The sequence below is a fragment of the Enterobacter chinensis genome (assembly GCF_034008295.1).
In the GTDB taxonomy this organism is placed as follows: Bacteria; Pseudomonadota; Gammaproteobacteria; order Enterobacterales; family Enterobacteriaceae; genus Enterobacter; species Enterobacter chinensis.
On record NZ_JARDVI010000003.1, the window covers coordinates 413,946 to 438,225 of the forward strand.

The window sequence follows — 24,280 nt, forward strand, 5'->3', positions numbered from 1 at the left end:
GCGCGGCGGCCTGCGCCGCGCTCAGACGCTTATTTGCCGGCGGCGGTACGCCATTCTTTGATGTACTCCAGGCGTTTTTTCGGCTGCAGGTATTCCAGCAGCGTTTCATCAACCGGGATCGGCTTCAGTGCGTTGCCGAGGATTTTGGTCAGGCCGTCGATATCATTTTTCCCTTCGATATCGTTACGAATGGACGGAATGTCCGCCTGATTGGCCAGAATGTTTTGCCCTTGTTCAGACAGCACATAGTCCAGCCACAGTTTTGCCGCATTGCTGTTTTGCGATTGCTGGCTGATGAACGACACGCGCGACAGCACCAGGGTGTAATCTTTTGGATAGGAGATGCCGAGTGACGGATCGTTCTTCGCACGCGCCTCAGCATAGGATCCGAGGATATTGAAGCCGATCAGGTTCTCCCCGGAGGAGACGCGCTCCATCATGGTGCCGGTAGACGACTGCACCGATAAGCCACCTTTGGCGACGTCGGCCAGGGTTTTAAAGTAATGAGGATCGGCGTTGTGATCCTGGACCGAGAGCATAAAGCCCAGACCCGATTTTTCGATATCGTAGGTGGTGACTTTACCCTTGAATTTGTCCGTCTGGCTGGCAATCAGTTTTGCCAGCGCGGCGTGAGAATCCGGTACATCGCCGGCCGGGATCAGACGCTTGTTGTAGATAAAGACCACCGGCTCATAGGTGGTGCCGTAGGCCTTATCTTTCCAGACCGCCCATTTCGGCAGCTGGCTTTGCTCCGGAGATTTGTACTCCATGGCATAGTCGGTGGCGAGCTTCAGCCCGGTGTCCATAGAGGAACTCCAGACCACGTCGCCGCTCACGCCACCGGAGGCCTGTTCGCTGATGAAACGGTTGTACAGCTCGGTGCTGTTCATGTCGTTGTATTCAACTTTAATGCCCGGGTAGGTTTTTTCGAAGCCCTGGATCAGCGGTCCGGCCGCTTTGATGTCGGTGGTAGAGTAAATAACAACCTTGCCCTCTTTTGTCGCAGCATCGACAACTTTTTGATACTCAGCAGGATAGCCCTGCGGCAAGGCAGACAGTGCAGAAGCAGAGAACAGTACAGTAGCGGTAATCAGAGAAATTCGGAATGTGTTCGACATTATAGTTAACCTTTTAGTTACATTTGAGGAACTAATTGTCAACATAGCGCAGTGGGCTCCACCCACAATAGGGGGGAGCGGGTAATGGTTCCGAAGTGTGATTGTCGCCGTCGTTTCAGCAATTAACACCATAAAATCCGCGAACGTTAGCCTGTGAACGGTTTCGGATTACGGTTTATCGGGGGCTTTGCGGTATAACCTTCGCGGATGACCAATATTGCCATACAGCATTTCGATGCTGATTAACCCGCTCTCCACGCAGTACTCAAGATAGCGACGCCCCGTGGTTTTGCTAATCCCCACGCTTTCCACTACCTCTTCAACCGACATCGCACTGTCTGGACGGTCGGCGAACAGGCGTTTAATCCGCTCCAGCGTCTGGGGCTCAATGCCCTTCGTCGACGGCGTAAGCGAGGATTCCGCGGCAGGCAGGTTAAACAAGCGATCCAGCGCATGCTGATCGACCACCTTCACCTGCTGCACGGTGTGGATGAAGCGCATAAACCGCTCCAGCGAGGCGTGCAGACGCTGGAAAAAGACGGGCTTAATCAGGTAGTCAAACGCGCCGCTGCGCATGGCATGGCTGCAGGTTTGCATATCGCTGGCGGCGGTGATGAAGATCACCGAGCATTCATAGCTTTTCAGCAGTGGATTATCTATTAACTCCACTCCCTTGCCGTCCGGGAGATAGTTATCCAGCAGGATAAGCCGCGGCTGATATTGGCGGATCAGGCTGTGCGCCTGTTCGATTGACGCGGCGATGCCCACCACGCGCAAATGAAAATTCTGCTCGATATACTCGCGATGCAGCTCCGCCAGGTGCGGCTCATCCTCAACGATCACAACATCAAGTGCTTGGGTCATGCTTTAGCCCATTCGGAATAAACACAGAAAAAATAGTCCCTTGTGGCGTGTTGTCGGCAATCTCAATACTGCCGCCGGCCTTATCGATATATCCTGCCACCAGAAACAGGCCAATACCGTGCTCTGTACCCACAATGTCGTTTTCACGTTCCGGCTTGCTGCTGAACCCCTGACGAAAAATATGCGGCTTCATCGCATCGTCCACACCGCAGCCTCTGTCGGCCACCTCTATCAACAGCTCCTGGTTACGGTCAGAAATGTAGAGTTCTACCGGCGCGGGGACCGGTGCGTTGAGGGTCGCATCCACGGCGTTATCCAGCAAATTACCGATCACGGACATCAGCTCCGTTTCATTCAGCGCGGCTGGCATGCGGGTGAGCTGGCAGGCGGGATCAAACAGCAGCTCAATACCTTTTTCACGCGCGCTGACGTATTTTCCGAGCAGCAGCCCGCACAGCGCCGGGGAGACAAAACGGGCAGAGACAAAGTCCAGCACGCGCTGCGCGCCTTCTGACTGTACCTGGATGTAGCGGATGGCCTCGTCATAGTGTTTCATCTGCAGCAACCCCACCAGCGTGGCGGTCCAGTTCAGCTGTTCGTGGCGCATAATGCGCAGGTTATCCGCATAGCGTTTGATCTGACTAAGCTGGCTGCTGAGCGTGTTAATGTCATTTTTGTCGCGAAAGCTATACACCCAACCGCTTTCAACGCCGGGCTCGACCTCAATCGCGACGCGGTTGACGATCACCTCCCGCTGGTTCAGCACGGCAATCTGATCGTGGCTGCCAGCGCTCACCGAGGCGTAGCGCTGGGATAAAAACCCCGGCGACGTCTGCAGAACGTCTTCCAGCGGTTTGCCGATAAGGTCTTTCTCACTTTGCCGAATATCCAGCATCTCGCGTGCGGCGCGGTTAATTAAAATCAGCTGCTTCTCTTGATTGACGGCAAATACCCCTTCATACATGGCTTCCAGTAGCGCTCTTTGCTGCAAAACCAGCTGAGCGATATCTTTCGGCTCAAGTCGGAACATCTGTTTTTTTAAATTGCGGGTAAACAGCCAGGAGAAAATAAACAGCAGCAGCAGAAGCGCAACGCCGTACAGCCCGGACTGCCAAAGTATGCGGGCGTTAATATTGGCAATATACGACGTCAGATAGCCGACCGAGACAATGCCAATCACCTGATGCTGTGCGTTGAAGATGGGCGCTTTGCTGCGCAGCGACACGCCGATCCCGCCCTGACGTACGGAAATAATGGTTTTGCCTTTTAACACCTCCGCATTATCCCCACCGATCATCGGTAAATTAATGCGCTCTGGTGATTCTGAATGATAAAGGTGCTGCTCCTGCGTATCGCCAATTACGATATAGCTGGCATCGCTTTCGGCGCGCAGCGGCTGAATTAACCGGGCTATCCCCGGAATATCTCTGGCCGCTACCATTGCCGCCAGGCCCGGCATCAGCGCGATCTGGCTGGCCTGAACCCGGGCGCGCTGGCCGAGATCGTGATGAAGCTGCCGGTCAATAAAATGAAACAGGATCGTTCCCAGCAGAACTAACAGCAGGCAGGAGAAGCACACCAGCGCTAAAAACAGCTTTACCTGAAAAGAGAGTCTGCGTTTCATTCAACCTGCGGTAGCCATATAAGTGAGACATTTTCGGAGCCTGACATGGGCTCATAGCGGACGCAATCTGGCGAGAAAAGAGTTGTGACCTGGCTTTTCGTTTTCGGTGTTATAGCCTAAATAATTCGAGTTGCAGGACAAAACGGCTTGCCGTTTTGAACAGCGCTTGCGCTGGCCCCGAAGGGGCGAGGCCACAGGCCGAGTAACGCGGCAAGGGAACGAATCCCCGGGAGCGTACATAAGTACGTGACTGGGGTGAGTGAGTGCAGCCAACGCACCTGCAGCTTGAAGTATGACGGGTATATAGCCATCAGGATCCCGTAAGGCTATGCTTCATTCAGCACGATAATAATTACAGAGGCAATGTCATGGATAAAGAACTACTGGATGCGGGTTACCGGGCCTATACCGGCGAGAAAATTGACGTTTACTTCAACACCGGGATCTGCAAACACTCAGGTAACTGCGTGCGTGGGAGCGCAAAGCTGTTTAATCTGAAACGTAAGCCGTGGATTATTCCCGATGAAGTGGACGTTGAAACGGTAGTACGCGTGATTGATACTTGCCCGAGCGGTGCGCTGAAGTATCGCCAAAAATAAGCGAGGAACCATGGATATTCTGGAAGGCCATAATAAGTTTTACGTGAATGATGCGAACGGCAACCAGGTCGCGGAGATTGTCTTCGTGCCTACCGGCGAGCACCTGAGCATCATTGAGCATACCGATGTGGATGAGAGCCTGAAAGGGCAGGGCGTCGGTAAACAGCTGGTGGCGAAAGTGGTGGAGAAGATGCGCGGTGAGAACCGTAAAATTATCCCGCTGTGTCCGTTCGCGAAACATGAATTTGATAAAACGCGGGAATATGACGATATTCGGGCGTAACTAACACCGGCGATGGCCGGTGTTTTTTTATCTCACCTGCTCAAACAGCAATACCAACGCTATCACCACCATCAACTCTCCCGAGGCCCTGCTCACCAGACGCGCCGCCTGTGGCCGGGTCGCCAGCACCGCTTTCGAACCATACCCCACCAGCAGGTACACCAGGGTACAGGTGATAAGATGCATCATCCCAAGCGCAGACATCTGCATCGCTAGCGACCAGCTCCCTGTTGGGTCTGTAAATTGCGGAAGCAGGGCCAGGAACAGCAAAAAAACTTTCGGGTTTAGGCCGCTAATACAGAGCCCTTTCACCGCCCACTGCGTCCAGTTTCCCGTATGGCGGGTAGCCTTTTCCGGTGCGGCCGGGTGACGCAGCAACGTGATGCCAAGCCACAGAAGATACAGGGCTCCCGCTACGGTCAGCCCGGCTAACGCCAGCGGATGCTGAGCAATCAATACCCCTACGCCTGCCACCACAATCAACGTGGCTAACAGATGCCCGGACATCAGCCCCATAACCGCCGGGACCACGCGGCGGCCGTTAATCCCGGCGCTAATGGCGTAGGCCCAGTCGGCCCCCGGGGTCATGATGAGCAGAAAGGAAACCACCCAAAAGCCGGCCACAATACTCATTTCCATCGTCCTGAATACTCCCGCAGTGCGTCAAACGTTGCGAAAAAGAATATCGCTAACCCTGCGAAATAGGCTTTCAATGTTATGCTCATAACACGGTAAAAATGAGAAAATCTTCCACATGGATAGCATCGATCGAAAAATTCTTGCTGAACTGCAGTCTGACGGCCGCCTGTCGCTTACCGAACTGGCTGAGCGGGTGAATCTGAGCCTCTCGCCGTGCCATCGTCGCGTGCGGGCGCTGGAGCAAAGCGGGGCCATAACGGGATACCGGGCCAGCCTCGACCCCGCCAAAATGGGGTTTAACTTCCTCGCGATAGTGTTCGCGACGCTGAAAGAGGGTGACCGCAAGGCGGTTAGCGCGTTTGAAGAGGCAGTGGAAGAGATCCCGCAGATCGTGCTGGCCCAGCGTTTATTTGGCGATCCTGATTATCTGATGCACGTCGTGACCCGCGACCTTTCCGCTTTCCAGAAACTCTACGACGAGAAGCTCTCCGCCATGCCCGGCGTGCAGCATCTTCGCTCAACGCTTGTCATGAAAACGGTGGTGCAGGACAGGCCTTTTCCGCTGTAAGCAGCAGGCCGGGACTGAATGGCCTGCCCGGCAGAACGCCGGGCAGGAAAGGGAATTAGCCTACAAACATAACCGACACGCAGAGCACGCCGACGATCAGCGTCAGCAGGTTGCCAATGGAGCGGTACTGTTTCAGCGAGGGGATCAGATACGTCGACAGCGTCGGCATGATAAACAGGATCATGGCGATAAGCGGGCCGCTGATAGCGTAAATCATCGAAATGGCGTTCGGGTTAATGCAGCAGACGGCAAAGGTGATTAACGACACCCCCATAATGGAAATCGCGCGGTTAAAGGCGCGGCTTTTTTTCACGCCCACCTGATTGAGCGACGACTTCACGATCTCCGTTGCCCCTTCAATCACCCCAAAATAGGTGCCGAGGAACGATTTCGACATCGCAATAATCGCCACGATAATCCCGGAAATGCCCAGCCATGCCGGAGAAGAAGGCATCATCGACAGCGCTGACAGGATTGTTACCCCTTGCTCTTTGGCAGCCACAATATACGACGGCGGGATAGAGAGCAGGCAGCTGAAGACAAAGAACAGCACGCTCAGGCAGATAATCAGGTATGCCACCTTCATGATTTTCTTGCATTTATCCATGGCGGCGTCGGCAAACTTCTCGCGACGGTCAACGGCAAACGTTGAGATAATCGGCGTGTGGCTAAACGCGAACACCATCACCGGAATTGAAATCCATACCTGATGCAGCGTATGGCGATCAACGGCCATCTGGCTGGTGAGCAGCGAGGGTTGCCAGCTGCCGGTCAGATAGAGCGAAACAAACAGGAAATAGGCAATCAGCGGAAATACCAGGAAGCCCATCACTTTTATCGTGATATGCCGCCCCATCAGGAAGATCAGATTCAGGACCAGCACCACGCCCAGGCTGACCAGCACGCGAACGGTGGTATCCACCGTCAGGTGTTTCGCCAGTTGTTCCGTCAACGAGTTAGTGATGGCCACCGCATAAATCTGCACCACCACAAAGAAGGCGATGAAATAGAGCGTGGTGATCAGATTGCCAATCTTCCTACCGTAATAGTGCGAGACGGCGCCGGTGATCCCTTCATTGCCTTTTGTTTTCGACGACAGGATAAATTGCGCCAGCGCCCGGTGCGGCCAATAGGTTAATGGGTAAGCCACAAGGGCGGTAATAAACAGGACGATAGCGCCTGCAGAGCCCAGCTGAATGGGCAGGAAAAGCGTTCCTGCGCCCACGGCCGTGCCGTAGAGAGCGAAACTCCAGAGAGTCTCATCTTTTGACCAAATTTTCGACATTAGAGCAACGTATCAACTATCAAACCATCGGAATGGAGTGCAATTTACCATAGTTATGCGTGGAGAGCGCAGTTGCTTCGAAAGCCTCTGGCCGGAACGGGCGTCCGGCCAGAGGGGATTTAGCCTGCCAGGGCGCGTCGTTGCTGGCGACGCTTAAGAAATCTTTCGCGCAGGTTATCGTACGCCCAGTTGTAGAACATGGTGTACGGCAGGAAGAAAAGGAAGAAACCTATTTCCAGTGTGAATGCCTGGAGCAGCGTGACGCCCAGCACGGCGGCGACAATCGACACGCCAATCACAATGAACCCGCATTCGAACCCCAGGGCATGCAGCGCACGCACTTTTGCCGTTCGTTTTACGCGCTGAACGGGCCAGAAACGGTCGAAGCCGAAGTTATAAATGATGTTCCAGACCATGGCCGTGGTGGCCAGAATAATGGTCAACCCACCCATTTCAACCACGGAACGCTGCATAAGCCACGCCGCCGTGGGGGCGAGGATAGCCGTCGCGATCCCTTCGAAACAGACAGCGTGAAAGATCCGCTCCGGCAGTTTACGTTGGAGTGCATCCTGATGTTGCATAGTCATAGACCTCATTAATTCGCCGGTATGGGCGTTGATGCAGCCTATTTTCATCGCTAAAGGTGATATATTAAAGATGGTATCCATCGTTAAAGTAGATAGGTCATGCGCTATTCACCCGAAGCCCTTACCGCCTTTGTTGAGACCGTTGCGGCGGGTTCTTTTTCGGCTGCCGCACGCCGACTGCGTAAAAGCCAGTCGACGATCAGCACGTCCATTGCAAATCTTGAAGCCGATCTGGGATTCGAGCTGTTTGACCGCTCGGCGCGCCAGCCGGTATTAACGGCCCAGGGGGAACAAGTACTGGGCTATGTGCAGGCCATCCTTGCCGCCAGCACGCGGCTGGATGAGCTGGCGGTGTCGTTAACGGCGCAAACGGAGGCGCGTCTGACGTTTGTCCTTTCCGATACCCTCAACCCGGACGTGCTGGAAGAGATGATGAAACAGTTTGACGCGCGCTTTCCCCATACGGAATTCGAATGCCTGATTGGCGAGGAAGAGGACGTGATCGACCTGCTGCAAAAGGAGCGAGCGCAGATTGGTCTGACGGAAGCGCGAGACAGCTACCCCACCGATATCGGCGTCACCCGGCTGCCGGTGCAGACCCGCATGGCGATCTATGTCGCGACTACGCACCCGCTGGCCGAGCAAGATGACGTTCAGCATGACGAGCTGCACGGCTGGCGGGAGCTGCGGCTTAGCACCTATCTTGAGCGCGAGGCTGAGATCGCGCGCGGGCCCGTCTGGTCAGCACCGAATTACCTGTTACTCTTGAGTATGGCGGTACAGGGATTTGGCTGGTGCGTGTTACCGTGCGCGCTGGTGAATGAATTTGCTGCCGCGAAATCTCTGGTACGGCTCAATGTTCCAGGCTGGCCGCGGGCGATCGGTATCGATCTGCTGTGGAATAAACGATCCCCTCCCGGCGTGGCCGGAAGCTGGCTGCGGCAGTATCTGCAGGATGCGCGCTGAACCTTGTGATTAAACTCACTATTTTTAAACAATTAAGATAATTGCCAGTAACAATCCTCTACTATCGTCATGTCATTTAACACAGAGGTCGTGATGAAAGATGTCGTAATAGTGGGTGCGTTGCGTACAGCTATCGGCTGTTTTCAGGGAGCGCTTGCGCGTCACTCGGCGGTTGACCTGGGAAGCGTGGTGGTGAAAGCGCTGGTGGAACGCAGCGGGATCGCAGCACATGAAGTGGATGAGGTGATCCTGGGACAGGTTCTCACGGCCGGCGCCGGGCAAAACCCTGCGCGCCAGGCGGCGCTGAAAGGCGGGCTGCCCAATACCGTCTCCGCTATTACCATCAACGACGTCTGTGGATCGGGATTAAAAGCGCTGCATCTTGCCACGCAAGCCATTCAGTGCGGCGAAGCGGATGTGGTCATTGCTGGCGGACAGGAGAATATGAGCCGCGCGCCGCACGTGTTGACCGACAGCCGTACCGGCGCACAGTTGGGCAACAGCCAGCTGCTCGACAGCCTGGTGCATGACGGGCTGTGGGATGCGTTCAACGACTACCATATGGGCGTGACGGCGGAAAACCTGGCGCGCGAGTACGGCATCAGCCGTGAATTGCAGGATGCATATGCGCTAAGCTCACAGCAAAAAGCGCGTGCGGCGATTGATTCCGGTCGTTTTCGCGACGAAATTGTCCCGGTCAGCACCCGGCGTCAGAGCGGCGAGGTTATGGTCGTGGACACCGATGAACAACCGCGCACCGACGCCAGTGCTGAAGGCCTGGCGAGGCTGAATCCTGCGTTTGAAACGCAGGGCTCGGTCACGGCGGGAAACGCCTCTTCCATTAACGACGGCGCTGCGGCCGTCATGATGATGAGCGAAAGCAAAGCCCTCGAACTCGATCTTCCCGTGTTAGCGCGCATTAAGGCCTTCGCCAGCGTGGGGGTTGATCCTGCCTTAATGGGGATCGCGCCGGTCTACGCGACGCGCCGCTGCCTGGATCGCGCGGGGTGGCAGCTTGCTGATGTGGATCTGATCGAGGTGAACGAAGCCTTTGCCGCGCAGGCGATTTCGGTCGGCAAAATGCTGGAGTGGGATCCGCTGCGGGTCAACGTTAACGGTGGGGCGATCGCGCTGGGACATCCTATCGGCGCGTCCGGATGCCGAATCCTGGTTTCGCTGGTCCACGAAATGAAAAAACGCAACGCCCGTAAAGGGATTGCCACCCTCTGTATAGGCGGTGGGCAAGGGGTGGCGTTGGCCATCGAACGCTAATCTTTCCTCATTGAAAAAACCTCCTCCGGGAGGTTTTTTTTATCGTGCTGTTTTTCTTCCGGCGGTTTTATCGTGATCCGGACATCATTTTCGTTATAAACAAAAATAAAAATGAAACGTTGTTTTAAATATAATTGAAAAGCCCACTTTATGCCGATAGTATGTGTTTATTACGAAAAACGGAACGCTGTTTCGTTTATTTCTGCCTTAGGGCATGACCACATCTGGAGGTTACCGTGGACGTCAGAGAAAGCATCCACAGTGCGCACGCCAAAACGCTGGATACTCAGGGGCTGCGCAATGCGTTTTTAGTCGAACAGGTGTTCGAGGCCGATAAGTACACCATGGTTTATAGCCATATCGACCGCATTATTGTGGGCGGGATTATGCCCGTCGCGAAAGCCGTCTCCGTGGGCGGTGAAGTCGGTAAACAGCTGGGCGTGAGTTATTTCCTTGAGCGCCGCGAGCTTGGGGTGATTAACATCGGCGGGCCGGGCACCATCATCGTAGACGGCCAGTGCTATGAGATTGGCCATCGCGAGGCGTTGTACGTGGGTAAAGGCGCGAAAGACGTGGTCTTTGCCAGCATCGACGGCAGCAGGCCTGCGAAGTTTTACTACAACTGCGCGCCGGCCCACGTCACCTGTCCAACCAAAAAAGTGACCCCGGCAGACGTCGCGCCCGTGACGCTTGGCGACAACCTCACCAGCAACCGCCGCACCATCAATAAGTACTTCGTGCCGGACGTGCTGGAGACCTGCCAGCTCAGCATGGGGTTGACCGAGCTTGCGCCGGGCAACTTGTGGAATACCATGCCGTGCCATACCCACGAGCGCCGGATGGAAGTCTACTTCTACTTCAATATGGATGAAGACGCCTGCGTGTTCCACATGATGGGACAGCCTCAGGAAACGCGCCATATCGTGATGCACAACGAGCAGGCGGTCATATCGCCGAGCTGGTCCATTCACTCCGGCGTAGGGACGAAAGCCTATACCTTTATCTGGGGAATGGTGGGTGAAAACCAGGTCTTTGATGACATGGACCATGTTGCGGTCAGCGATCTGCGCTAGTCGCGGGCGGTGAAGTAAAAACCTGCCTGTGAGTGACAGGCTCTCAAAGAGTAAGGAACAAACATGATTCTGGATGCATTCTCTCTGCAGGGTAAAGTGGCCGTGGTTTCCGGATGTGACACCGGGCTGGGTCAGGGGATGGCGTTAGGCCTGGCGGAAGCGGGCTGCGATATCGTCGGGATTAATATCGTTGAGCCGACGGAAACCATCGAGCGCGTGACGGCCCTTGGCCGCCGTTTCCTGAGCCTGACCGCAGACCTGCGTAAAATCGACGCCATTCCTGAACTGCTGGATCGCGCGGTGGTTGAATTCGGTCATATCGACATTCTGGTGAACAATGCCGGACTGATTCGCCGCGAAGATGCGATCAGCTTCAGCGAGCGTGACTGGGACGACGTGATGGATTTGAACATCAAGAGCGTATTTTTTATGTCCCAGGCGGCGGCAAAGCATTTTATTGCGCAGGGGAAAGGCGGCAAGATCGTTAATATTGCCTCCATGCTCTCGTTCCAGGGCGGCATCCGCGTGCCGTCTTACACCGCGTCCAAAAGCGCTGTGATGGGCGTGACCCGTCTGCTGGCAAACGAATGGGCGAAACATAATATCAATGTGAATGCCATTGCGCCGGGTTACATGGCGACCAACAACACGCAGCAGCTGCGCGCAGACGAGCAGCGCAGCGCGGAAATCCTCGACCGCATTCCGGCAGGGCGCTGGGGCCTACCGCGCGATCTGATGGGGCCAGTGGTCTTTCTGGCCTCGTCGGCATCGGACTATATCAACGGCTACACCGTGGCGGTCGATGGCGGCTGGCTGGCGCGGTAACCCGTTTCAGGGCAAATACCTCTGCTTTCGGGCGGAGGTTTTTTTTGCTCAAAAATTGTCAAAGTCCATATCGATAAACACGAAAAATCCATATTGAAATATCATGAATGACTGCCATCACACTTTTAATGCTGAAAAATTAAGGAATTAGTAAAAGAATGTGATTATTCAGCATTAGTTGAAATTGTAATGTCCATCACAGATCGCTATGTCGCAGCGAAATAATCCATATCTTCACCTTTTCCCACCTGACACTTTTTCTCGCTATCTCGTAATTTCACATAACGAATTTCACTGTTCAGGCAGGAAAGCATGACATCTATAAATGACTCTACCCTTATGCCCGCTGCGCTGCGTGATACGCGCCGCATGAACCAGTTTGTCTCCATTGCCGCCGCCGTGGCGGGCCTGTTATTCGGACTGGATATCGGTGTGATTGCCGGTGCATTACCGTTTATTACCGATCACTTTGCCCTGAGCAGCCGCCTGCAGGAATGGGTGGTGAGCAGCATGATGCTCGGCGCGGCTATCGGCGCGCTGTTCAACGGCTGGCTCTCGTTTCGCCTGGGGCGCAAATACAGCCTGATGGTCGGGGCGGTTCTGTTTGTTGCGGGCTCTATTGGCTCCGCCTTTGCCTCCAGCATTGAAGTGCTGCTGCTCTCCCGCGTGCTGCTGGGCGTGGCGGTGGGGATTGCCTCTTACACGGCGCCGCTTTATCTCTCCGAAATGGCGAGTGAGAACGTGCGCGGGAAGATGATCAGCATGTATCAGCTGATGGTCACGCTGGGTATTGTGCTGGCGTTCCTGTCCGACACGTACTTCAGCTACAGCGGCAACTGGCGCGCAATGCTGGGCGTGCTGGCGTTACCGGCGCTGGTGCTGATTGTGCTGGTGGTTTTCCTGCCAAACAGCCCGCGCTGGCTGGCGCAAAAAGGGCGCCATGTGGAGGCGGAAGAGGTACTGCGCATGCTGCGCGATACCTCGGAAAAAGCGCGTGAAGAACTGAATGAGATCCGCGAAAGCCTGAAGCTGAAGCAGGGGGGCTGGGCGTTGTTTAAGATCAACCCCAACGTACGCCGCGCGGTCTTCCTCGGCATGCTGCTACAGGCGATGCAGCAATTCACCGGCATGAACATCATCATGTACTACGCGCCACGCATTTTCAAAATGGCCGGGTTCACCACCACTGAACAGCAGATGATAGCCACCCTGGTGGTGGGGCTGACCTTCATGTTCGCCACCTTTATCGCCGTATTCACCGTGGATAAAGCCGGACGTAAACCGGCTCTGAAAATTGGCTTCAGCGTGATGGCGCTCGGCACGCTGATCCTTGGCTACTGTCTGATGCAGTTTGATAACGGCACGGCCTCAAGCGGACTCTCCTGGCTTTCTGTTGGGATGACTATGATGTGTATTGCAGGATATGCGATGAGCGCCGCGCCCGTGGTGTGGATCCTGTGCTCCGAAATTCAGCCGCTCAAATGCCGTGACTTTGGCATTACCTGTTCCACGACCACCAACTGGGTGTCCAACATGATCATCGGCGCGACTTTCCTGACGCTGCTGGACGCGATTGGCGCTGCGGGAACGTTCTGGCTCTATACGGTGCTGAACGTGGCGTTTATTGGCGTTACGTTCTGGCTGATCCCAGAAACCAAAGGCGTGACGCTGGAACATATCGAGCGCAAGCTGATGGCAGGGGAGAAACTGCGAAATATCGGCGTGTGATTGTTTGCCTGTTTAAGCGCTTACAAAGTATGCCGGAAGGGCAAAGGTGGCGCTTAATCACAATAATCGTGTGGTGAAATTAACTACTAATTTTGGCAGGGGAAAGATAAATCAAGAGATTTGAACTTAGGATAATTCTTAAGGTGCTGTATCATCGTTCCACCGCTAACGCTTGAGCAAAGATGCACTGCATCCTAAAAATAATTCATATGTCTGAGATGGATATCAAAAAAAGCACCGATCTTGATTTTCCCCGTTATGACCCCCCGGCTGTACACGCTAAAGAGATAGATCTTTTGGGTCTATTAGCGGTTATTATGGCGGCGAAAAAGCGCATCGTCGCCGTTACCCTTGCGTTTGCACTGGTGGGGGTGGCCATTTCATTTTTACTGCCGCAGAAGTGGACCAGTAAAGCGGTGATTACCCAGGCGGAACAGTCGCAGTGGAACCCGCTGCGCCAGATGATGGTTGCCCTACAGGTGCTTGACGTGGACGCGCAGATTACCCGCCCGGAAGTTTTTGACCTGTTTATTAAAAAGTTTCAGTCGCAGTCATTGCTCGAAGAGTATCTGCAATCCTCTCCTTACGTGATGGGGCAGCTTAAAGACGCCGAGGTGGATCCGCTTGAACTGCATCGGGCGATAGTCAACATCTCAGAAAGAATGAAAGCGGTGAATGACGCCCAGGGAAAAGACGCGGATAAAGCGCCTTTTGTCTCCTGGACATTAAGCTTTACCGCGCCGACTGCAGGCGATGCGCAAACCGTCCTGGAGGGATATATCAACTATATCGCGGCTCTTGTCGAGAAAGAGACGGTGCAGAATATCCGCAACCAGATCGCCCTGAAAACGAACGTTGTTGAGCAGCAGCTGGAACTGGATCGCGTCCGTCTGACCAATATTCACAATACCAACCTGCAACGACTGAATTATTCTCTGGAAGTGGCGAATGCCGCTGGCATCAAGAAGCCGGTCTACAGCAACGGACAGGCGGTAAAAGATGACCCGGACTACTCTGTTTCGCTCGGCGCTGACGGGATCGCGCAAAAACTGCAGATTGAAAAAAACCTGAAGGACGTGACCGAGCTGAATGCGGAGTTCCAGAACCGGGAATACTATCTGGCGCAGCTGAAAAAACTCTCCTTTGCCGACGTCAAAATTGAGCCATTCAGGTACCAGCTTTCTCCTTCCATGCCGGTGAAAAAAGATGGCCCGGGCAAAGCCCTGATTGTCCTTCTGGCGGCGCTCCTGGGTGGGCTGTTTGCCTGCGGTAGCGTTTTACTGCGTGAAGCGATGCTCACCCGTAATCCTCTGCCGGAGCCGGTGACGGAATAAACTCTCAGTTTAAAAAAGGCGCTGAATACAGCGCCTTTTTTTATTGGCGTTGGTTGTGCTAGAAAGAGAGACCAGAGATAAGGAGGGATGATGAAAACGATTGGCCTGTTAGGTGGAATGAGCTGGGAATCAACAATCCCGTATTACCGTCTGATTAACGAAGGGGTAAAGCAGCGCCTGGGTGGTCTGCATTCCGCGAGCCTGCTGCTGCACAGCGTTGATTTTCATGAAATAGAAGCCTGCCAGTCGAGCGGCGAGTGGGATAAAGCCGGGGAGATACTGGCCCAGGCGGCGCTGGGACTGGAGCGTGCCGGTGCCGAGGGCATTTTGCTCTGTACCAATACCATGCACAAAGTGGCGTCGCATATTGAGGACCGCTGCTCGCTGCCGTTCCTGCATATCGCTGACGCGACCGGACGTGCGATTGCGGCATCCGGGATGCGCCGCGTAGCGCTGCTGGGCACACGCTACACCATGGAACAGGATTTTTATCGCGGGCGTTTGCAGGATGAGTTTGGTATCGAAAGCCTGATCCCGGAGGAAGCTGACCGGGCGTGCATCAACCAGATTATTTTTGACGAACTCTGCCTCGGCACCTTCAGCGAATCTTCCCGGGCGTATTACGTCAGCGTGATTGAAAAACTCGCACAACAAGGGGCTGAAGCGGTGATCTTCGGCTGTACGGAAATTGGCTTACTCGTGCCGGTTGAGCGAAGCCCAATTCCTGTGTTTGATACCACAGCGATCCATGCAGCGGATGCCGTGGCGTTTATGCTCTCCTGAGGAATACAGGCCGGATAGCGCGCGCACTTATCCGGCCTGTATTCTTAGAGGCTGTTCAGACTCGGACTGAATTCAACGGTCAGTATTCCTTTATAGTACCCGGCGGTTTTGTCCGCGACGCGGAATTTATCCACAATCAGCCGCAGCGGTGCCGGGGCACAAAGCACAGGATAATTAATGGAGGGTAACCGTACCGGGCGTATCTGATCCTGACCATTTGTCCCTGCGGATAAGGTGAAGGCATCGTTATTTTTAACCGACATCCAGCCTTTACTGTGAGGATCAAACATCTCCAGACGGTAATCAATACGTTCGCTATCTTCTGTCGCAGCTGAGGCAGTATTATAAATAGAGAAATACCCCTCTTTGCGACCCGCGCCCGCGCGCCCTTCATCTTTAAACGACAGCCGCATGCTGTCGCTGTTAGAGTTAAAACCGTCATACAGGCACATATCCAGCGTTGTTACATCTTCGACAAAGCTGTTGCCGGTAACCGAACCGGTTGGGTGCAGATCAAGCTGGACTAGCGGGTTAGCGCCGTTAAATTCCGGGAAGTAGATATCCTGTTTGCCAATGGTTTTGCCTTTGAGGGTAATATTGGCTGTGTAATTCACAGGGGTCCCGCCAGAATATGAAGTAAATTTTAATTTGAGTTTCCCTTCCCATACACCACCAACGGGAAGATTGTTCATTTCGCTCTGAGGTATCCAGACGGTCAATGCTTTCGTGTTTGTTGAAAATGAACTACTACTACCGCCGCAAGCCCAACTGTTCTGGTTATTAAGCGGTTTTTTTCCTGCACAACTCTTTGCGGCATCAGGGTTGTTAGGATCATTATAAAAAGCTTCCTGATAACCCTGAATTTTAATTTGATGTTTCATTCCACTACGTTTTTCAGTCAACGTCAGCGATATTGTCGAGCCTGAATTTTGATGCGTACATGTTTGGCCATCATTTGGGTATGAACAGACATAATATCCGTAAGAAGGACCGTAACCTTGCTGGCCAGGATAATCCTCAGTCCATAAGTAATAGTCGGCCGGCGCGCCTGAAGGGAGCTCATAGTCCTGAGAGGTGGTTACCGAAGGCGTAGGACCCACAAGGGTTTGTGATTGTACATGGCTGCTCGCGGTTAACGCACACATGAGCAAAAAAGTCTTTAATTTCATTGCACACTCTCCCTTTGTGCGGTTTCTAGCGCCTGTTTACGCAGCGATTGTTTTAGCTGGGCCTGAACCTGTATTGGCGCAGGTAATTGGTTATAGGCAACGGTCGAACACTGGATATCTCCGGTGTAACGAATACTTGCGCGTTTCTTCAGAACTTTCAGCGGGCATTTCAGGAATGTTTGCCCGGCAAGTACGTAGAGATCGCGCGATGAACCTGGCATTTCCAGCGTGAATCCACCATTTTCTGCCAAAAGCAGCATGGTGCTGTTCAGCCCAATGACCGGGAATCGCTTCACGTCCCCTGGCAATATCAATTTGCCAATGTAGTTGTAGCTAAATGTCGCTGACACTTCGCGATAACGCAGCTTGCCTGGCAACAGCATCAGGCTATTTTTACCCGAACCGGCGATCAGGTTGGTTGTACCACTCTGGTGTTTACGGGCACTGTCGCTGATTTCGACATAGCCCATTTCATAGCCTGTATACGGGAAGAGTACGGATTCATTCCCGGTGAGATTGGCTCTATTTCCATTCGCGGTTGCGTCGACAGAAAGCGGTTCGGTTGATTCATCATCAATATTTTTCACCGCAACCAGAACTGCGGCCGAAGGGTCACCGTAACCTGGCTGGCCGATCTGCACGCCGTAACGGCTTACTGCCAACGTTGAGCTGTAACTCCCCGTAAAGGCGGTTGAATGCTCCTGATTTCTGCGGTCATAGCTATCAGTAAGGTTGGCGCTGAGATTGCCATACAGACCGTTTATACGACCATTGATACCGCTGTCCAGCGTATCGGTGTTAATTCCACCAAGGTTGATACCCATTTCACGGTGATTAACGTTGTCATCGTACCAGGTACGGGAGAGGTTCCAGGCGGTCTGATCGGCTGCGTCTTTGCTGGTACGATAATCTGCACTCAAAGTCGTTGTCCGGCTACGCGCATCAGAATCCAACCGTGGTGTTTCACTGAATGTGAGCATCACATAGGCACCGTGGTCGTTCCCGCTACTGCTGTTGTCGTCACGGGTAAAGAGGCCAATACTGGTGTTTACCATCCAGTTTGTCAGGCTAAACGCACGGGTAGCACTGAGTTGAATGTTATCTGATGTCGTGTTTGCATCAGTTTGGCTAAAAAAGTTGTCGGCAAAGTTTTCTTCTTCATCCCAGCGGGTATGGTAATCCGCATGATTGCGGGTTCGGTTCCAGTTCAGCGAGAGGTTCCAGCTCAGGATGTTTTGCGATATCCCTGCACTTATGCTTTCAAAGCAGTTGAGATCGTAGTCGTTCGAATCGGTGTCACCTGAACACTGCCCCCCTTGGGTGTCTTTGCGATAGAAACTCAAAGACGGCCAGTTTTCTGCGTTCCAGTTTACCTGTTGAAGATTACCGCGACCGCCCTGATCGTTATAGAAGAGACCAGTCTGCAATTCGGCATTGCCAAACTTCCCGAGGGTTGGTACAAGGCGTCCACCGACTTCCGAGGAAAAATGGTTATCCACAGAGGCAGCGCCGAGCGTTATTTCGCTTTGAGCGGTTACCGGGACGCGAACCCCGGCCTGCGCCGATGACGCATTTTTATCATCAGCCATTGAGGATGAATCATCTGCAAGTTGACCCATCTGGATAAACCACTGAATGTGACCATCATTTAAGCTGCCCGTTTTAGTAAACGGAACCACTTCGGTACGGGAGAGTTGGTTGCTCTCATAAATTTTTAACTGCAGGGAGTAGCTCCCTGACGGAAAAGATGAGGTGTCCAGCGACTGGTTGCCACCTGACAAATAGAAAGAGCCCAGTAGTTGATTATCGCGATACGCATCAACCCGCGAGCTACGAGAGAGCAAAATGCTAACCGGCGTACCCTGGCTGGCTTGCTCCTTGTTCAAATAGCTTAACGTTGAACCTGCACGCACGCCGTTCATCGCGCTAAGTGGCAGGAATGAAAAATTGAAGTTGCCACCATCTGCGCTGAACAGGCTTCGACTGTCCATGCGTCCGCCCTGGACATAAAATCGGCTGAGAATGTCATGGCGGTAATAAAGTTCATTAACCTCGGCGTCAGTCTGGGTTTCACCGTCGCTTTCATAACCGTTAAGGTTCCAGTAAGCCCCGATGTAGCTATTTTCCGTCACACCCAGTGCGCCGGTTCCTTGCAAATAGGCTGATTTAAAGTCTTGATCGACCGCAACGTTAATGTCTTGCTGGTGGATAAATGCGTTGACGACGTTTTCGTCATTGCCTGGTTTGAGATAAAGAGAAGAGTCTGCTTTATTGGGGTACCACTGTTCATTCAGGAACAGATTCACTGCATTCTTTTCATCATTATAAATGAGGGCGACATCGTTTGTTTTGAGATAGTCGCAACCTGCACTGGTATTTACAGCTGAACATGAAAGTTCACCATGTCTTTCCAGCGGCAGCATTAGCTTAGCGGCGATCTGTTTTTTGGTAGCGTTATCTTCGCTAAGATCCATCGCATCAAGGATCTTTTCAGGCTGGTCGAATTTTACAGTATCAAGATTCACTGTTGCGTAGTATTTACCCAGATTGCGACCGGCTAAATACACGTCGACGTACTCTTTCTGACCCAGAACGATAACTTCAAACCCTGGTGGTATTTTATCTGTGCGGGCATTTGCGCTACTGATAATAGAACAAATTAATAAACCCAAAATTGTCTTTTTCATGGCTAGTCATCGTCCCTGATGTGAAAAAAAATGAATCGAAGGTAGCCCTTCGATTCATTAGGGTACTGCTTCACGGATTACTGATAGAGATAGATGCTGACAACACCCTGATATGTACCGGTTTCAAGGGCTTCTTGTGTAGCCTGAGAAATCAGCAGTGGTTTGGCTACTGAGCCAGTTTTCAGCGCTGTGCTGGTATTAGGGAACAGATCGGTTGCTTTCATTGTCGCATCAGTCGTAGTCAGAACCTGGTTGCCCCATTTCACCGACATCGGTACAGTTGCGCCGCCCAGGTTATTCACCAGAGTGAAGTCATTTGCCAGACGCATTTTCACGTCTTTAGCAACATCGTTTGCCCAGATTTTAGTCTGTAGTGAAACGGGTGCCAGACCTGTTCCTGGGAAGTACTGCATGTCGATATTTTTTGGCAGTGCAGTTCCGTCTGACTGGGTCATGTCCAGCGCCGCATCAACTGTAGCTGTAACGGTGATATCTTTCTGGACCGCCATTGCAGAGCCCATCACAGAAAACATTGCCAGCGCGAGTAAGGATTTGGTAATAACACGATTCATTTACTAATATTCCATTTAATAAAACAAATTAACGAATTGCAAAGTCTTTTTTATTGGTTGACTTGCCAATCCAGTCCCAATATTGAATAACGACCTTGTCATAATTCAATATGTTCTTTGGTGTAAAACTGGCACGAGGATAAATATTCTGATTAACTTCTTGCCATACACAATCTTTTTCAGTTTGTGACTTTTTACACAAACCGATTTTTAATATTTTAAAACGTTGATTACCGTCGTTTCTGATCTGCCCCGCAGATTGCAAACTCATTTTAAGTTGAGGGTGTGCAGGGGGCACACTAACTAATACACCCCAAATCAAATTTAACGTCAGTTGCGTTTTAACACTCTTATCCGCAACTGCTTCATCATCCAATTGTGGTACCGCTTCAAATTTTACGCGCCAGGTGGTTTCTTCCTGTACGGGTTCCATTGATACCAGACGAACCATTTTGCTGGAGCCTGCTGGAAGCGCGAACTTTGGTGGCATGACTACAAGACCTGTAGCACCGCCAACAGGGGCTTCAATCTCTTTTTCCTGCGGTGTATTGCGGCCGGAGATGCTGAGTACAGTCGATTTAATATATTGAACTTCATTTGTTCTGGAAATAACTCGGACACTGCCTTCGCCCTGGTCGTTCATATCCACAGCCATAGGGTAGACAGACATATTGGCGTGAGCGGCTGGCACGATAGTCGCAGCCAGAATCCACCCGAATAGATAGTAAAGTTTCATAAACGCTCCCTGTAGATGCTGCTTATTATTCATATCCATGATGAATAATAGGGTGAATAATATTATATGCTCACCCGGTAAGTTCGATAGAGGAAGTATATAGATAAAAAACAAGGATGGGTTTAATTAAAATAATATTATGTTTAAGATAATTTAATGCAAGATGTTTTGAATTACATGTTGTTATAATAATTTCAACAGGATAACTAAATGTAACCGTAAAACACTCAATATGAATTATATTTTGATTAAGGGTGAGATTAGTTTAGGGATTTCCTTAATCATAAAATCTGAAAATGTAGCCACCAGCGCCGAGTAAGGGCGATGTAATGGTCTGATAAGACTGACGTTAAACGGGACGGATATACTGAAGCGGCGAAGAATAATTCCATTCTGTGCATAGTCCAGAGCCGTCAGCGGGTTGACGATCGATATTCCAACGCCTGCACGCACCATGGCGCAAATCGACGCCGCGCTGTGCGTCTCTACCACCATCCGGCGCTTCACCTGATGCTCGGCAAATAGCGTATCCAGAAGCTGTCGATAGCTGTCGGTCTGCGAAAGGCTAATGTAGTTTTCACCATGGAAATCTGCCGGTGACAGCACGCTTTTACTGGCAAGCGGATGTCCGACGGGTAACACGCAGACTTCATCTAAAGAGAGTAGCTCCGTGCGCTCCGTACCTGCAGGCGTCGCGAGCGTTTCCGTCAGGCCTAAATCATGACGCTGTGCCGAAAGCCACTCTTCCAGCAGGGGAGGTTCCTGCGGCACGATGGTGAGGCTGACCTCCGGATATCGCGCCAGAAAAGGCTGCAGCAGCATGGGCAGGAACGATTGCGAAAAGACGGGCAGGCAGACGATGGACAACTCGCCCTGGCGAAATTCGCGCAGGCTTTCCGCTGCACTCACTATTCTGTCCAGCCCGTACCACGAACGCTGCACTTCTTCGAACAGGCGCAACCCCTGTACAGTCGGGTGAAGCCTGCCACGGGTACGTTCGAACAGCTTCAGCCCCAGCACCTTCTCGAAGCGCGCCAGCTCGCGGCTGACCGTCGGCTGCGAGGTATGCAGCATCTGCGCGGCTTCCGTGAGATTGCCGGTGGTCATGACGGCATGAAAAATCTCGATATGGCGTAAGTTGACGGCGGGCATAGGGCACCTGAAAATGTAATTACATCCATATCATTTTTGCATAGACTCGAGATAAAACGATATTTTTTATTCTCTTCGCACTGTGGCGTAATCATCAAAACGCATTTACCCGGAGAAGACCATGCCACGCCCGCTGAACCAGACTGATACAGATTTGAACGCCGATAACCTGCTGCGCCTGCCTGCCGAGTTTGGCTGCCCCGTATGGGTCTACGACGCGCAGATCGTTCGCGAGAAGATTGCGGCACTGCATCAGTTTGACGTGGTGCGTTTTGCCCAGAAGGCATGCTCCAATATTCATATTCTGCGCCTGATGCGTGAGCAGGGGGTAAAGGTTGACTCTGTTTCGCTCGGCGAAATCGAGCGCGCGCTGGCGGCCGGATTCGATCCGAAAGCCGACAGCGATGCGATCGTCTTTACCGCCGACGTCATCGACGATGCCACCCTGGCACGCGTCCACGAACTGCAGATCCCGGTGAATGCGGGTTCTGTGGATATGCTGGAGCAGCTTGGACAGGTTTCCCCTGGCCACCGCGTCTGGCTGCGCGTGAACCCGGGCTTTGGCCATGGCCACAGCCAAAAAACCAACACCGGCGGTGAAAACAGCAAGCATGGGATCTGGTATGCCGATATGCCTGCCGCGCTGGAGGTGCTCCAGCGTTACAACCTGAAGCTGGTGGGCATTCATATGCACATCGGGTCAGGCGTGGATTATGGCCACCTTGAGCAGGTCTGCGGTGCGATGGTACGCCAGGTGGTTGATTTTGGTCAGGATCTGGAGGCGATCTCTGCCGGCGGCGGTCTCTCTATTCCTTATCGCGAAGGGGAAGAGGCGATCGATACCGATCACTATTACGGCCTGTGGAGCGCCGCGCGTGACCAAATCGCCGCGCATCTGGGCCACGCGGTGAAGCTGGAAATTGAACCGGGTCGTTTCCTGGTGGCCGAGGCCGGCGTACTGGTTTCGCAGGTGCGCAGCGTGAAAGAGATGGGGTCTCGCCACTTCGTATTGATTGATGCAGGTTTTAACGATCTGATGCGTCCGTCGATGTACGGCAGCTATCATCACATTACCGCGCTGGCTGCCGACGGCCGCGATTTAACGCAGGCGCCGCGCGTTGAGACGGTCGTTGCGGGGCCACTGTGTGAGTCGGGCGACGTGTTTACCCAGCAGGAAGGCGGCAAGGTAGAAACCCGCGCGCTGCCAGAGGTCAAACCGGGTGATTATCTTGTGCTGCATGATACCGGAGCCTACGGGGCGTCTATGTCATCTAACTACAATAGCCGCCCGCTGCTGCCTGAAGTGCTGTTTGATAACGGCAAGGCACGGCTGATCCGACGTCGCCAGACCATTCAGGAGCTGCTGGCGCTGGAGCTTGTTTGAGTAAAGTAGGGCCCGATGGTGACCGAATCGCGTAATACCAGCGTACCGGTAAACGGCGGGATGGCATCGACCGGCTGGTTTTTTGCCAGCCGGATCGCCTGATCGATGGCTGTGACAATCATATTGTCGATAGGCAGATACACCGATGAGAGCGCAGGCTCCAGCCATTTCGCGCTTGGGGCATCGTCAAAGCCGAACAGTGAAATATCCTGCGGGATTTTCAGCCCCGCCTGGTGCAACGCTTTGGACGCACCCAGCGCCATATCATCGTTACAGGCAAACAGGGCGCTGAACGAAACGCCGTCGGCAATCAACTCTTTGCATAGCTCATATCCCCGCGTCATTCCCGCATCGCCGTACTTTATCCGACGTTCGTCAAGACGTATGCCGTGCTTTTCCAGCGCCTTGCGATAGCCCATCAGCCTCGCTTTCCCGGTGGGGGTGTGGATGGGGACGGTGATACAGGCGATCTCCCGGTGGCCCTGATTGATCAGGTAATCCACGGCCTTAAACGCGGCATCCTGCTGTTCGAAGAACACGCAGCGATCCGGTGCCAGGCTGACTTCACGGTTAATGACCACCAGCGGCGTTTGCACGGTGTTCATGAGTTTGATGATCGCTTTTTCGCTCATATAGCGCGTGTAAAGCACGATGGCATCGCACTGGCGATCGGCCAGCATCTGCACCGCCTGCTCTTCCTGTTCCGGCGCGTCGTGGCCGTCGGTGACGATAAGCTGCTTCCCGTGGGTTTCGGTCTGCCGCGACGCCTGTTGCAGAAGGCGACCAAAATAAAAGCCATCGAAGGTGGAGACGACCAGACCAATGCTGTTGCTGGTCTGGTTGGCCAGCGAGCGCGCGAGAAAGTTTGGGCGGTAGCCCAGCTCTTCCATCGCAGCAAACACCTGCTGGCGCGTACTCTCTTTAACCTGACCTGTGCCGTTCAGCACGCGCGATACCGTGGCCTTTGACACGCCCGCACGCAGTGAGACATCCAGCATTGTTGCCATTCTACATTCCTGATTCCACGTAATG

Annotated in this window: 23 protein-coding genes; 11 read left to right on the plus strand and 12 right to left on the minus strand. The window is 53.1% G+C overall.

Features of this window, described 5'->3' with window-relative positions; genetic code table 11:
* Positions 1 to 29 precede the first annotated feature (29 nt).
* The 3 genes from PYW49_RS11320 to PYW49_RS11330 all read right to left on the minus strand — a co-directional run bounded on the left by PYW49_RS11320 (position 30) and on the right by PYW49_RS11330 (position 3,606).
* Positions 30 to 1,118 (minus strand): ABC transporter substrate-binding protein, encoded by a 1,089-nt coding sequence (locus tag PYW49_RS11320; protein ID WP_320386454.1) that lies wholly within the window; start codon positions 1,116 to 1,118, stop codon positions 30 to 32.
* A 168-nt stretch (positions 1,119 to 1,286) separates the two neighbouring features.
* Entirely contained in the window at positions 1,287 to 1,982 is a 696-nt protein-coding gene (locus tag PYW49_RS11325; protein ID WP_320386455.1) for a response regulator, read from the minus strand.
* Positions 1,966 to 3,606, minus strand: a complete 1,641-nt coding sequence (locus PYW49_RS11330) for an ATP-binding protein (RefSeq protein ID WP_134348837.1) — start codon at positions 3,604 to 3,606, stop codon at positions 1,966 to 1,968. Before PYW49_RS11330 ends, PYW49_RS11325 begins: the two co-directional genes overlap by 17 nt.
* 368 nt (positions 3,607 to 3,974) lie before the next feature.
* On the opposite strand from PYW49_RS11330, the gene yjdI reads away from it, so the two are divergent.
* Positions 3,975 to 4,205 carry a 4Fe-4S mono-cluster protein YjdI gene (gene yjdI, locus PYW49_RS11335; protein ID WP_008499689.1) on the plus strand — a complete coding sequence of 77 codons (231 nt, stop codon included), beginning with the start codon at positions 3,975 to 3,977 and terminating at the stop codon, positions 4,203 to 4,205.
* A gap of 10 nt (positions 4,206 to 4,215) precedes the next feature.
* Positions 4,216 to 4,488: a GNAT family N-acetyltransferase gene (locus PYW49_RS11340; RefSeq protein WP_008499687.1), complete on the plus strand. Its 273-nt coding sequence runs from the start codon at positions 4,216 to 4,218 to the stop codon at positions 4,486 to 4,488.
* Between the two features lie 27 nt (positions 4,489 to 4,515).
* Here the strand turns inward: PYW49_RS11340 and PYW49_RS11345 are convergent, their stop codons facing one another.
* On the minus strand, positions 4,516 to 5,127 hold the full coding sequence (locus PYW49_RS11345; protein ID WP_320386456.1) for a LysE family translocator: 612 nt from the start codon (positions 5,125 to 5,127) through the stop codon (positions 4,516 to 4,518).
* Between the two features lie 115 nt (positions 5,128 to 5,242).
* Between PYW49_RS11345 and PYW49_RS11350 the strand changes: the two genes are divergently transcribed.
* The gene (locus PYW49_RS11350) at positions 5,243 to 5,695 is read left to right on the plus strand and encodes an Lrp/AsnC family transcriptional regulator (protein ID WP_021242030.1); all 453 of its coding nucleotides are present in this window, start codon (positions 5,243 to 5,245) and stop codon (positions 5,693 to 5,695) included.
* 55 nt (positions 5,696 to 5,750) lie between these two features.
* On the opposite strand, the gene PYW49_RS11355 is transcribed toward PYW49_RS11350, so the two are convergent.
* On the minus strand, positions 5,751 to 6,980 hold the full coding sequence (locus PYW49_RS11355; protein WP_134348839.1) for an amino acid permease: 1,230 nt from the start codon (positions 6,978 to 6,980) through the stop codon (positions 5,751 to 5,753).
* Positions 6,981 to 7,099: 119 nt separating this feature from the next.
* Positions 7,100 to 7,561, minus strand: coding sequence for a multidrug/biocide efflux PACE transporter (locus tag PYW49_RS11360; RefSeq protein WP_320386604.1), 462 nt, complete (start codon positions 7,559 to 7,561; stop codon positions 7,100 to 7,102).
* A gap of 105 nt (positions 7,562 to 7,666) precedes the next feature.
* Here PYW49_RS11360 and PYW49_RS11365 point away from each other — a divergent pair, with 105 nt between their 5' ends.
* The 7 genes from PYW49_RS11365 (at position 7,667) to PYW49_RS11395 (ending at position 15,548) form a co-directional block, all read left to right on the plus strand.
* Positions 7,667 to 8,533, plus strand: a complete 867-nt coding sequence (locus tag PYW49_RS11365) for a LysR family transcriptional regulator (RefSeq protein ID WP_320386457.1) — start codon at positions 7,667 to 7,669, stop codon at positions 8,531 to 8,533.
* 93 nt (positions 8,534 to 8,626) lie between these two features.
* Entirely contained in the window at positions 8,627 to 9,805 is a 1,179-nt protein-coding gene (locus tag PYW49_RS11370) for an acetyl-CoA C-acetyltransferase (RefSeq protein WP_134348841.1), read from the plus strand.
* 236 nt (positions 9,806 to 10,041) lie between these two features.
* Entirely contained in the window at positions 10,042 to 10,878 is an 837-nt protein-coding gene (gene kduI, locus PYW49_RS11375; RefSeq protein WP_320386458.1) for a 5-dehydro-4-deoxy-D-glucuronate isomerase, read from the plus strand.
* A 63-nt stretch (positions 10,879 to 10,941) separates the two neighbouring features.
* The gene (gene kduD, locus PYW49_RS11380; protein WP_320386459.1) at positions 10,942 to 11,703 is read left to right on the plus strand and encodes a 2-dehydro-3-deoxy-D-gluconate 5-dehydrogenase KduD; all 762 of its coding nucleotides are present in this window, start codon (positions 10,942 to 10,944) and stop codon (positions 11,701 to 11,703) included.
* A 294-nt stretch (positions 11,704 to 11,997) separates the two neighbouring features.
* Complete coding sequence (araE, locus tag PYW49_RS11385) at positions 11,998 to 13,431, plus strand: arabinose-proton symporter AraE (protein ID WP_320386605.1); 1,434 nt, start codon at positions 11,998 to 12,000, stop codon at positions 13,429 to 13,431.
* A gap of 209 nt (positions 13,432 to 13,640) precedes the next feature.
* A complete protein-coding gene (wzz(fepE), locus tag PYW49_RS11390; protein WP_320386460.1) occupies positions 13,641 to 14,765 on the plus strand; it encodes an LPS O-antigen length regulator Wzz(fepE) in 1,125 nt (374 codons plus the stop codon).
* Between the two features lie 90 nt (positions 14,766 to 14,855).
* Positions 14,856 to 15,548, plus strand: a complete 693-nt coding sequence (locus PYW49_RS11395; RefSeq protein WP_320386606.1) for an aspartate/glutamate racemase — start codon at positions 14,856 to 14,858, stop codon at positions 15,546 to 15,548.
* A 44-nt stretch (positions 15,549 to 15,592) separates the two neighbouring features.
* Here PYW49_RS11395 and PYW49_RS11400 read toward each other — a convergent pair whose 3' ends face one another.
* From PYW49_RS11400 to PYW49_RS11420, 5 genes are all read right to left on the minus strand, one after another.
* Positions 15,593 to 16,717 (minus strand): CfaE/CblD family pilus tip adhesin, encoded by a 1,125-nt coding sequence (locus tag PYW49_RS11400; protein ID WP_320386461.1) that lies wholly within the window; start codon positions 16,715 to 16,717, stop codon positions 15,593 to 15,595.
* Complete coding sequence (locus PYW49_RS11405; RefSeq protein WP_320386462.1) at positions 16,714 to 19,404, minus strand: TcfC E-set like domain-containing protein; 2,691 nt, start codon at positions 19,402 to 19,404, stop codon at positions 16,714 to 16,716. Before PYW49_RS11405 ends, PYW49_RS11400 begins: the two co-directional genes overlap by 4 nt.
* 77 nt (positions 19,405 to 19,481) lie before the next feature.
* Complete coding sequence (locus PYW49_RS11410; RefSeq protein WP_134348847.1) at positions 19,482 to 19,976, minus strand: CS1 type fimbrial major subunit; 495 nt, start codon at positions 19,974 to 19,976, stop codon at positions 19,482 to 19,484.
* A 28-nt stretch (positions 19,977 to 20,004) separates the two neighbouring features.
* A complete protein-coding gene (locus PYW49_RS11415; RefSeq protein ID WP_320386463.1) occupies positions 20,005 to 20,712 on the minus strand; it encodes a fimbria/pilus periplasmic chaperone in 708 nt (235 codons plus the stop codon).
* A 237-nt stretch (positions 20,713 to 20,949) separates the two neighbouring features.
* The gene (locus PYW49_RS11420) at positions 20,950 to 21,864 is read right to left on the minus strand and encodes a LysR family transcriptional regulator (protein WP_320386464.1); all 915 of its coding nucleotides are present in this window, start codon (positions 21,862 to 21,864) and stop codon (positions 20,950 to 20,952) included.
* A 121-nt stretch (positions 21,865 to 21,985) separates the two neighbouring features.
* Between PYW49_RS11420 and lysA the strand changes: the two genes are divergently transcribed.
* Positions 21,986 to 23,248: a diaminopimelate decarboxylase gene (lysA, locus tag PYW49_RS11425; RefSeq protein ID WP_045285829.1), complete on the plus strand. Its 1,263-nt coding sequence runs from the start codon at positions 21,986 to 21,988 to the stop codon at positions 23,246 to 23,248.
* Here lysA and PYW49_RS11430 read toward each other — a convergent pair.
* Positions 23,218 to 24,255 (minus strand): LacI family DNA-binding transcriptional regulator, encoded by a 1,038-nt coding sequence (locus PYW49_RS11430; RefSeq protein ID WP_320386466.1) that lies wholly within the window; start codon positions 24,253 to 24,255, stop codon positions 23,218 to 23,220. The two genes, lysA and PYW49_RS11430, sit on opposite strands and share 31 nt — an antisense overlap.
* Positions 24,256 to 24,280: the final 25 nt, after the last annotated feature.

What these genes read in the sequence shown, in the direction of transcription:
- PYW49_RS11320 (WP_320386454.1), bottom strand. Translation starts at nt 1,118, where the DNA reads ATGTCGAACACATTCCGAATTTCTCTGATTACCGCTACTGTACTGTTC.
- PYW49_RS11325 (WP_320386455.1), bottom strand. Translation starts at nt 1,982, where the DNA reads ATGACCCAAGCACTTGATGTTGTGATCGTTGAGGATGAGCCGCACCTG.
- PYW49_RS11330 (WP_134348837.1), bottom strand. Translation starts at nt 3,606, where the DNA reads ATGAAACGCAGACTCTCTTTTCAGGTAAAGCTGTTTTTAGCGCTGGTG.
- yjdI (WP_008499689.1), top strand. Translation starts at nt 3,975, where the DNA reads ATGGATAAAGAACTACTGGATGCGGGTTACCGGGCCTATACCGGCGAG.
- PYW49_RS11340 (WP_008499687.1), top strand. Translation starts at nt 4,216, where the DNA reads ATGGATATTCTGGAAGGCCATAATAAGTTTTACGTGAATGATGCGAAC.
- PYW49_RS11345 (WP_320386456.1), bottom strand. Translation starts at nt 5,127, where the DNA reads ATGGAAATGAGTATTGTGGCCGGCTTTTGGGTGGTTTCCTTTCTGCTC.
- PYW49_RS11350 (WP_021242030.1), top strand. Translation starts at nt 5,243, where the DNA reads ATGGATAGCATCGATCGAAAAATTCTTGCTGAACTGCAGTCTGACGGC.
- PYW49_RS11355 (WP_134348839.1), bottom strand. Translation starts at nt 6,980, where the DNA reads ATGTCGAAAATTTGGTCAAAAGATGAGACTCTCTGGAGTTTCGCTCTC.
- PYW49_RS11360 (WP_320386604.1), bottom strand. Translation starts at nt 7,561, where the DNA reads ATGCAACATCAGGATGCACTCCAACGTAAACTGCCGGAGCGGATCTTT.
- PYW49_RS11365 (WP_320386457.1), top strand. Translation starts at nt 7,667, where the DNA reads ATGCGCTATTCACCCGAAGCCCTTACCGCCTTTGTTGAGACCGTTGCG.
- PYW49_RS11370 (WP_134348841.1), top strand. Translation starts at nt 8,627, where the DNA reads ATGAAAGATGTCGTAATAGTGGGTGCGTTGCGTACAGCTATCGGCTGT.
- kduD (WP_320386459.1), top strand. Translation starts at nt 10,942, where the DNA reads ATGATTCTGGATGCATTCTCTCTGCAGGGTAAAGTGGCCGTGGTTTCC.
- PYW49_RS11395 (WP_320386606.1), top strand. Translation starts at nt 14,856, where the DNA reads ATGAAAACGATTGGCCTGTTAGGTGGAATGAGCTGGGAATCAACAATC.
- PYW49_RS11400 (WP_320386461.1), bottom strand. Translation starts at nt 16,717, where the DNA reads ATGAAATTAAAGACTTTTTTGCTCATGTGTGCGTTAACCGCGAGCAGC.
- PYW49_RS11405 (WP_320386462.1), bottom strand. Translation starts at nt 19,404, where the DNA reads ATGAAAAAGACAATTTTGGGTTTATTAATTTGTTCTATTATCAGTAGC.
- PYW49_RS11410 (WP_134348847.1), bottom strand. Translation starts at nt 19,976, where the DNA reads ATGAATCGTGTTATTACCAAATCCTTACTCGCGCTGGCAATGTTTTCT.
- PYW49_RS11415 (WP_320386463.1), bottom strand. Translation starts at nt 20,712, where the DNA reads ATGAAACTTTACTATCTATTCGGGTGGATTCTGGCTGCGACTATCGTG.
- PYW49_RS11420 (WP_320386464.1), bottom strand. Translation starts at nt 21,864, where the DNA reads ATGCCCGCCGTCAACTTACGCCATATCGAGATTTTTCATGCCGTCATG.
- lysA (WP_045285829.1), top strand. Translation starts at nt 21,986, where the DNA reads ATGCCACGCCCGCTGAACCAGACTGATACAGATTTGAACGCCGATAAC.
- PYW49_RS11430 (WP_320386466.1), bottom strand. Translation starts at nt 24,255, where the DNA reads ATGGCAACAATGCTGGATGTCTCACTGCGTGCGGGCGTGTCAAAGGCC.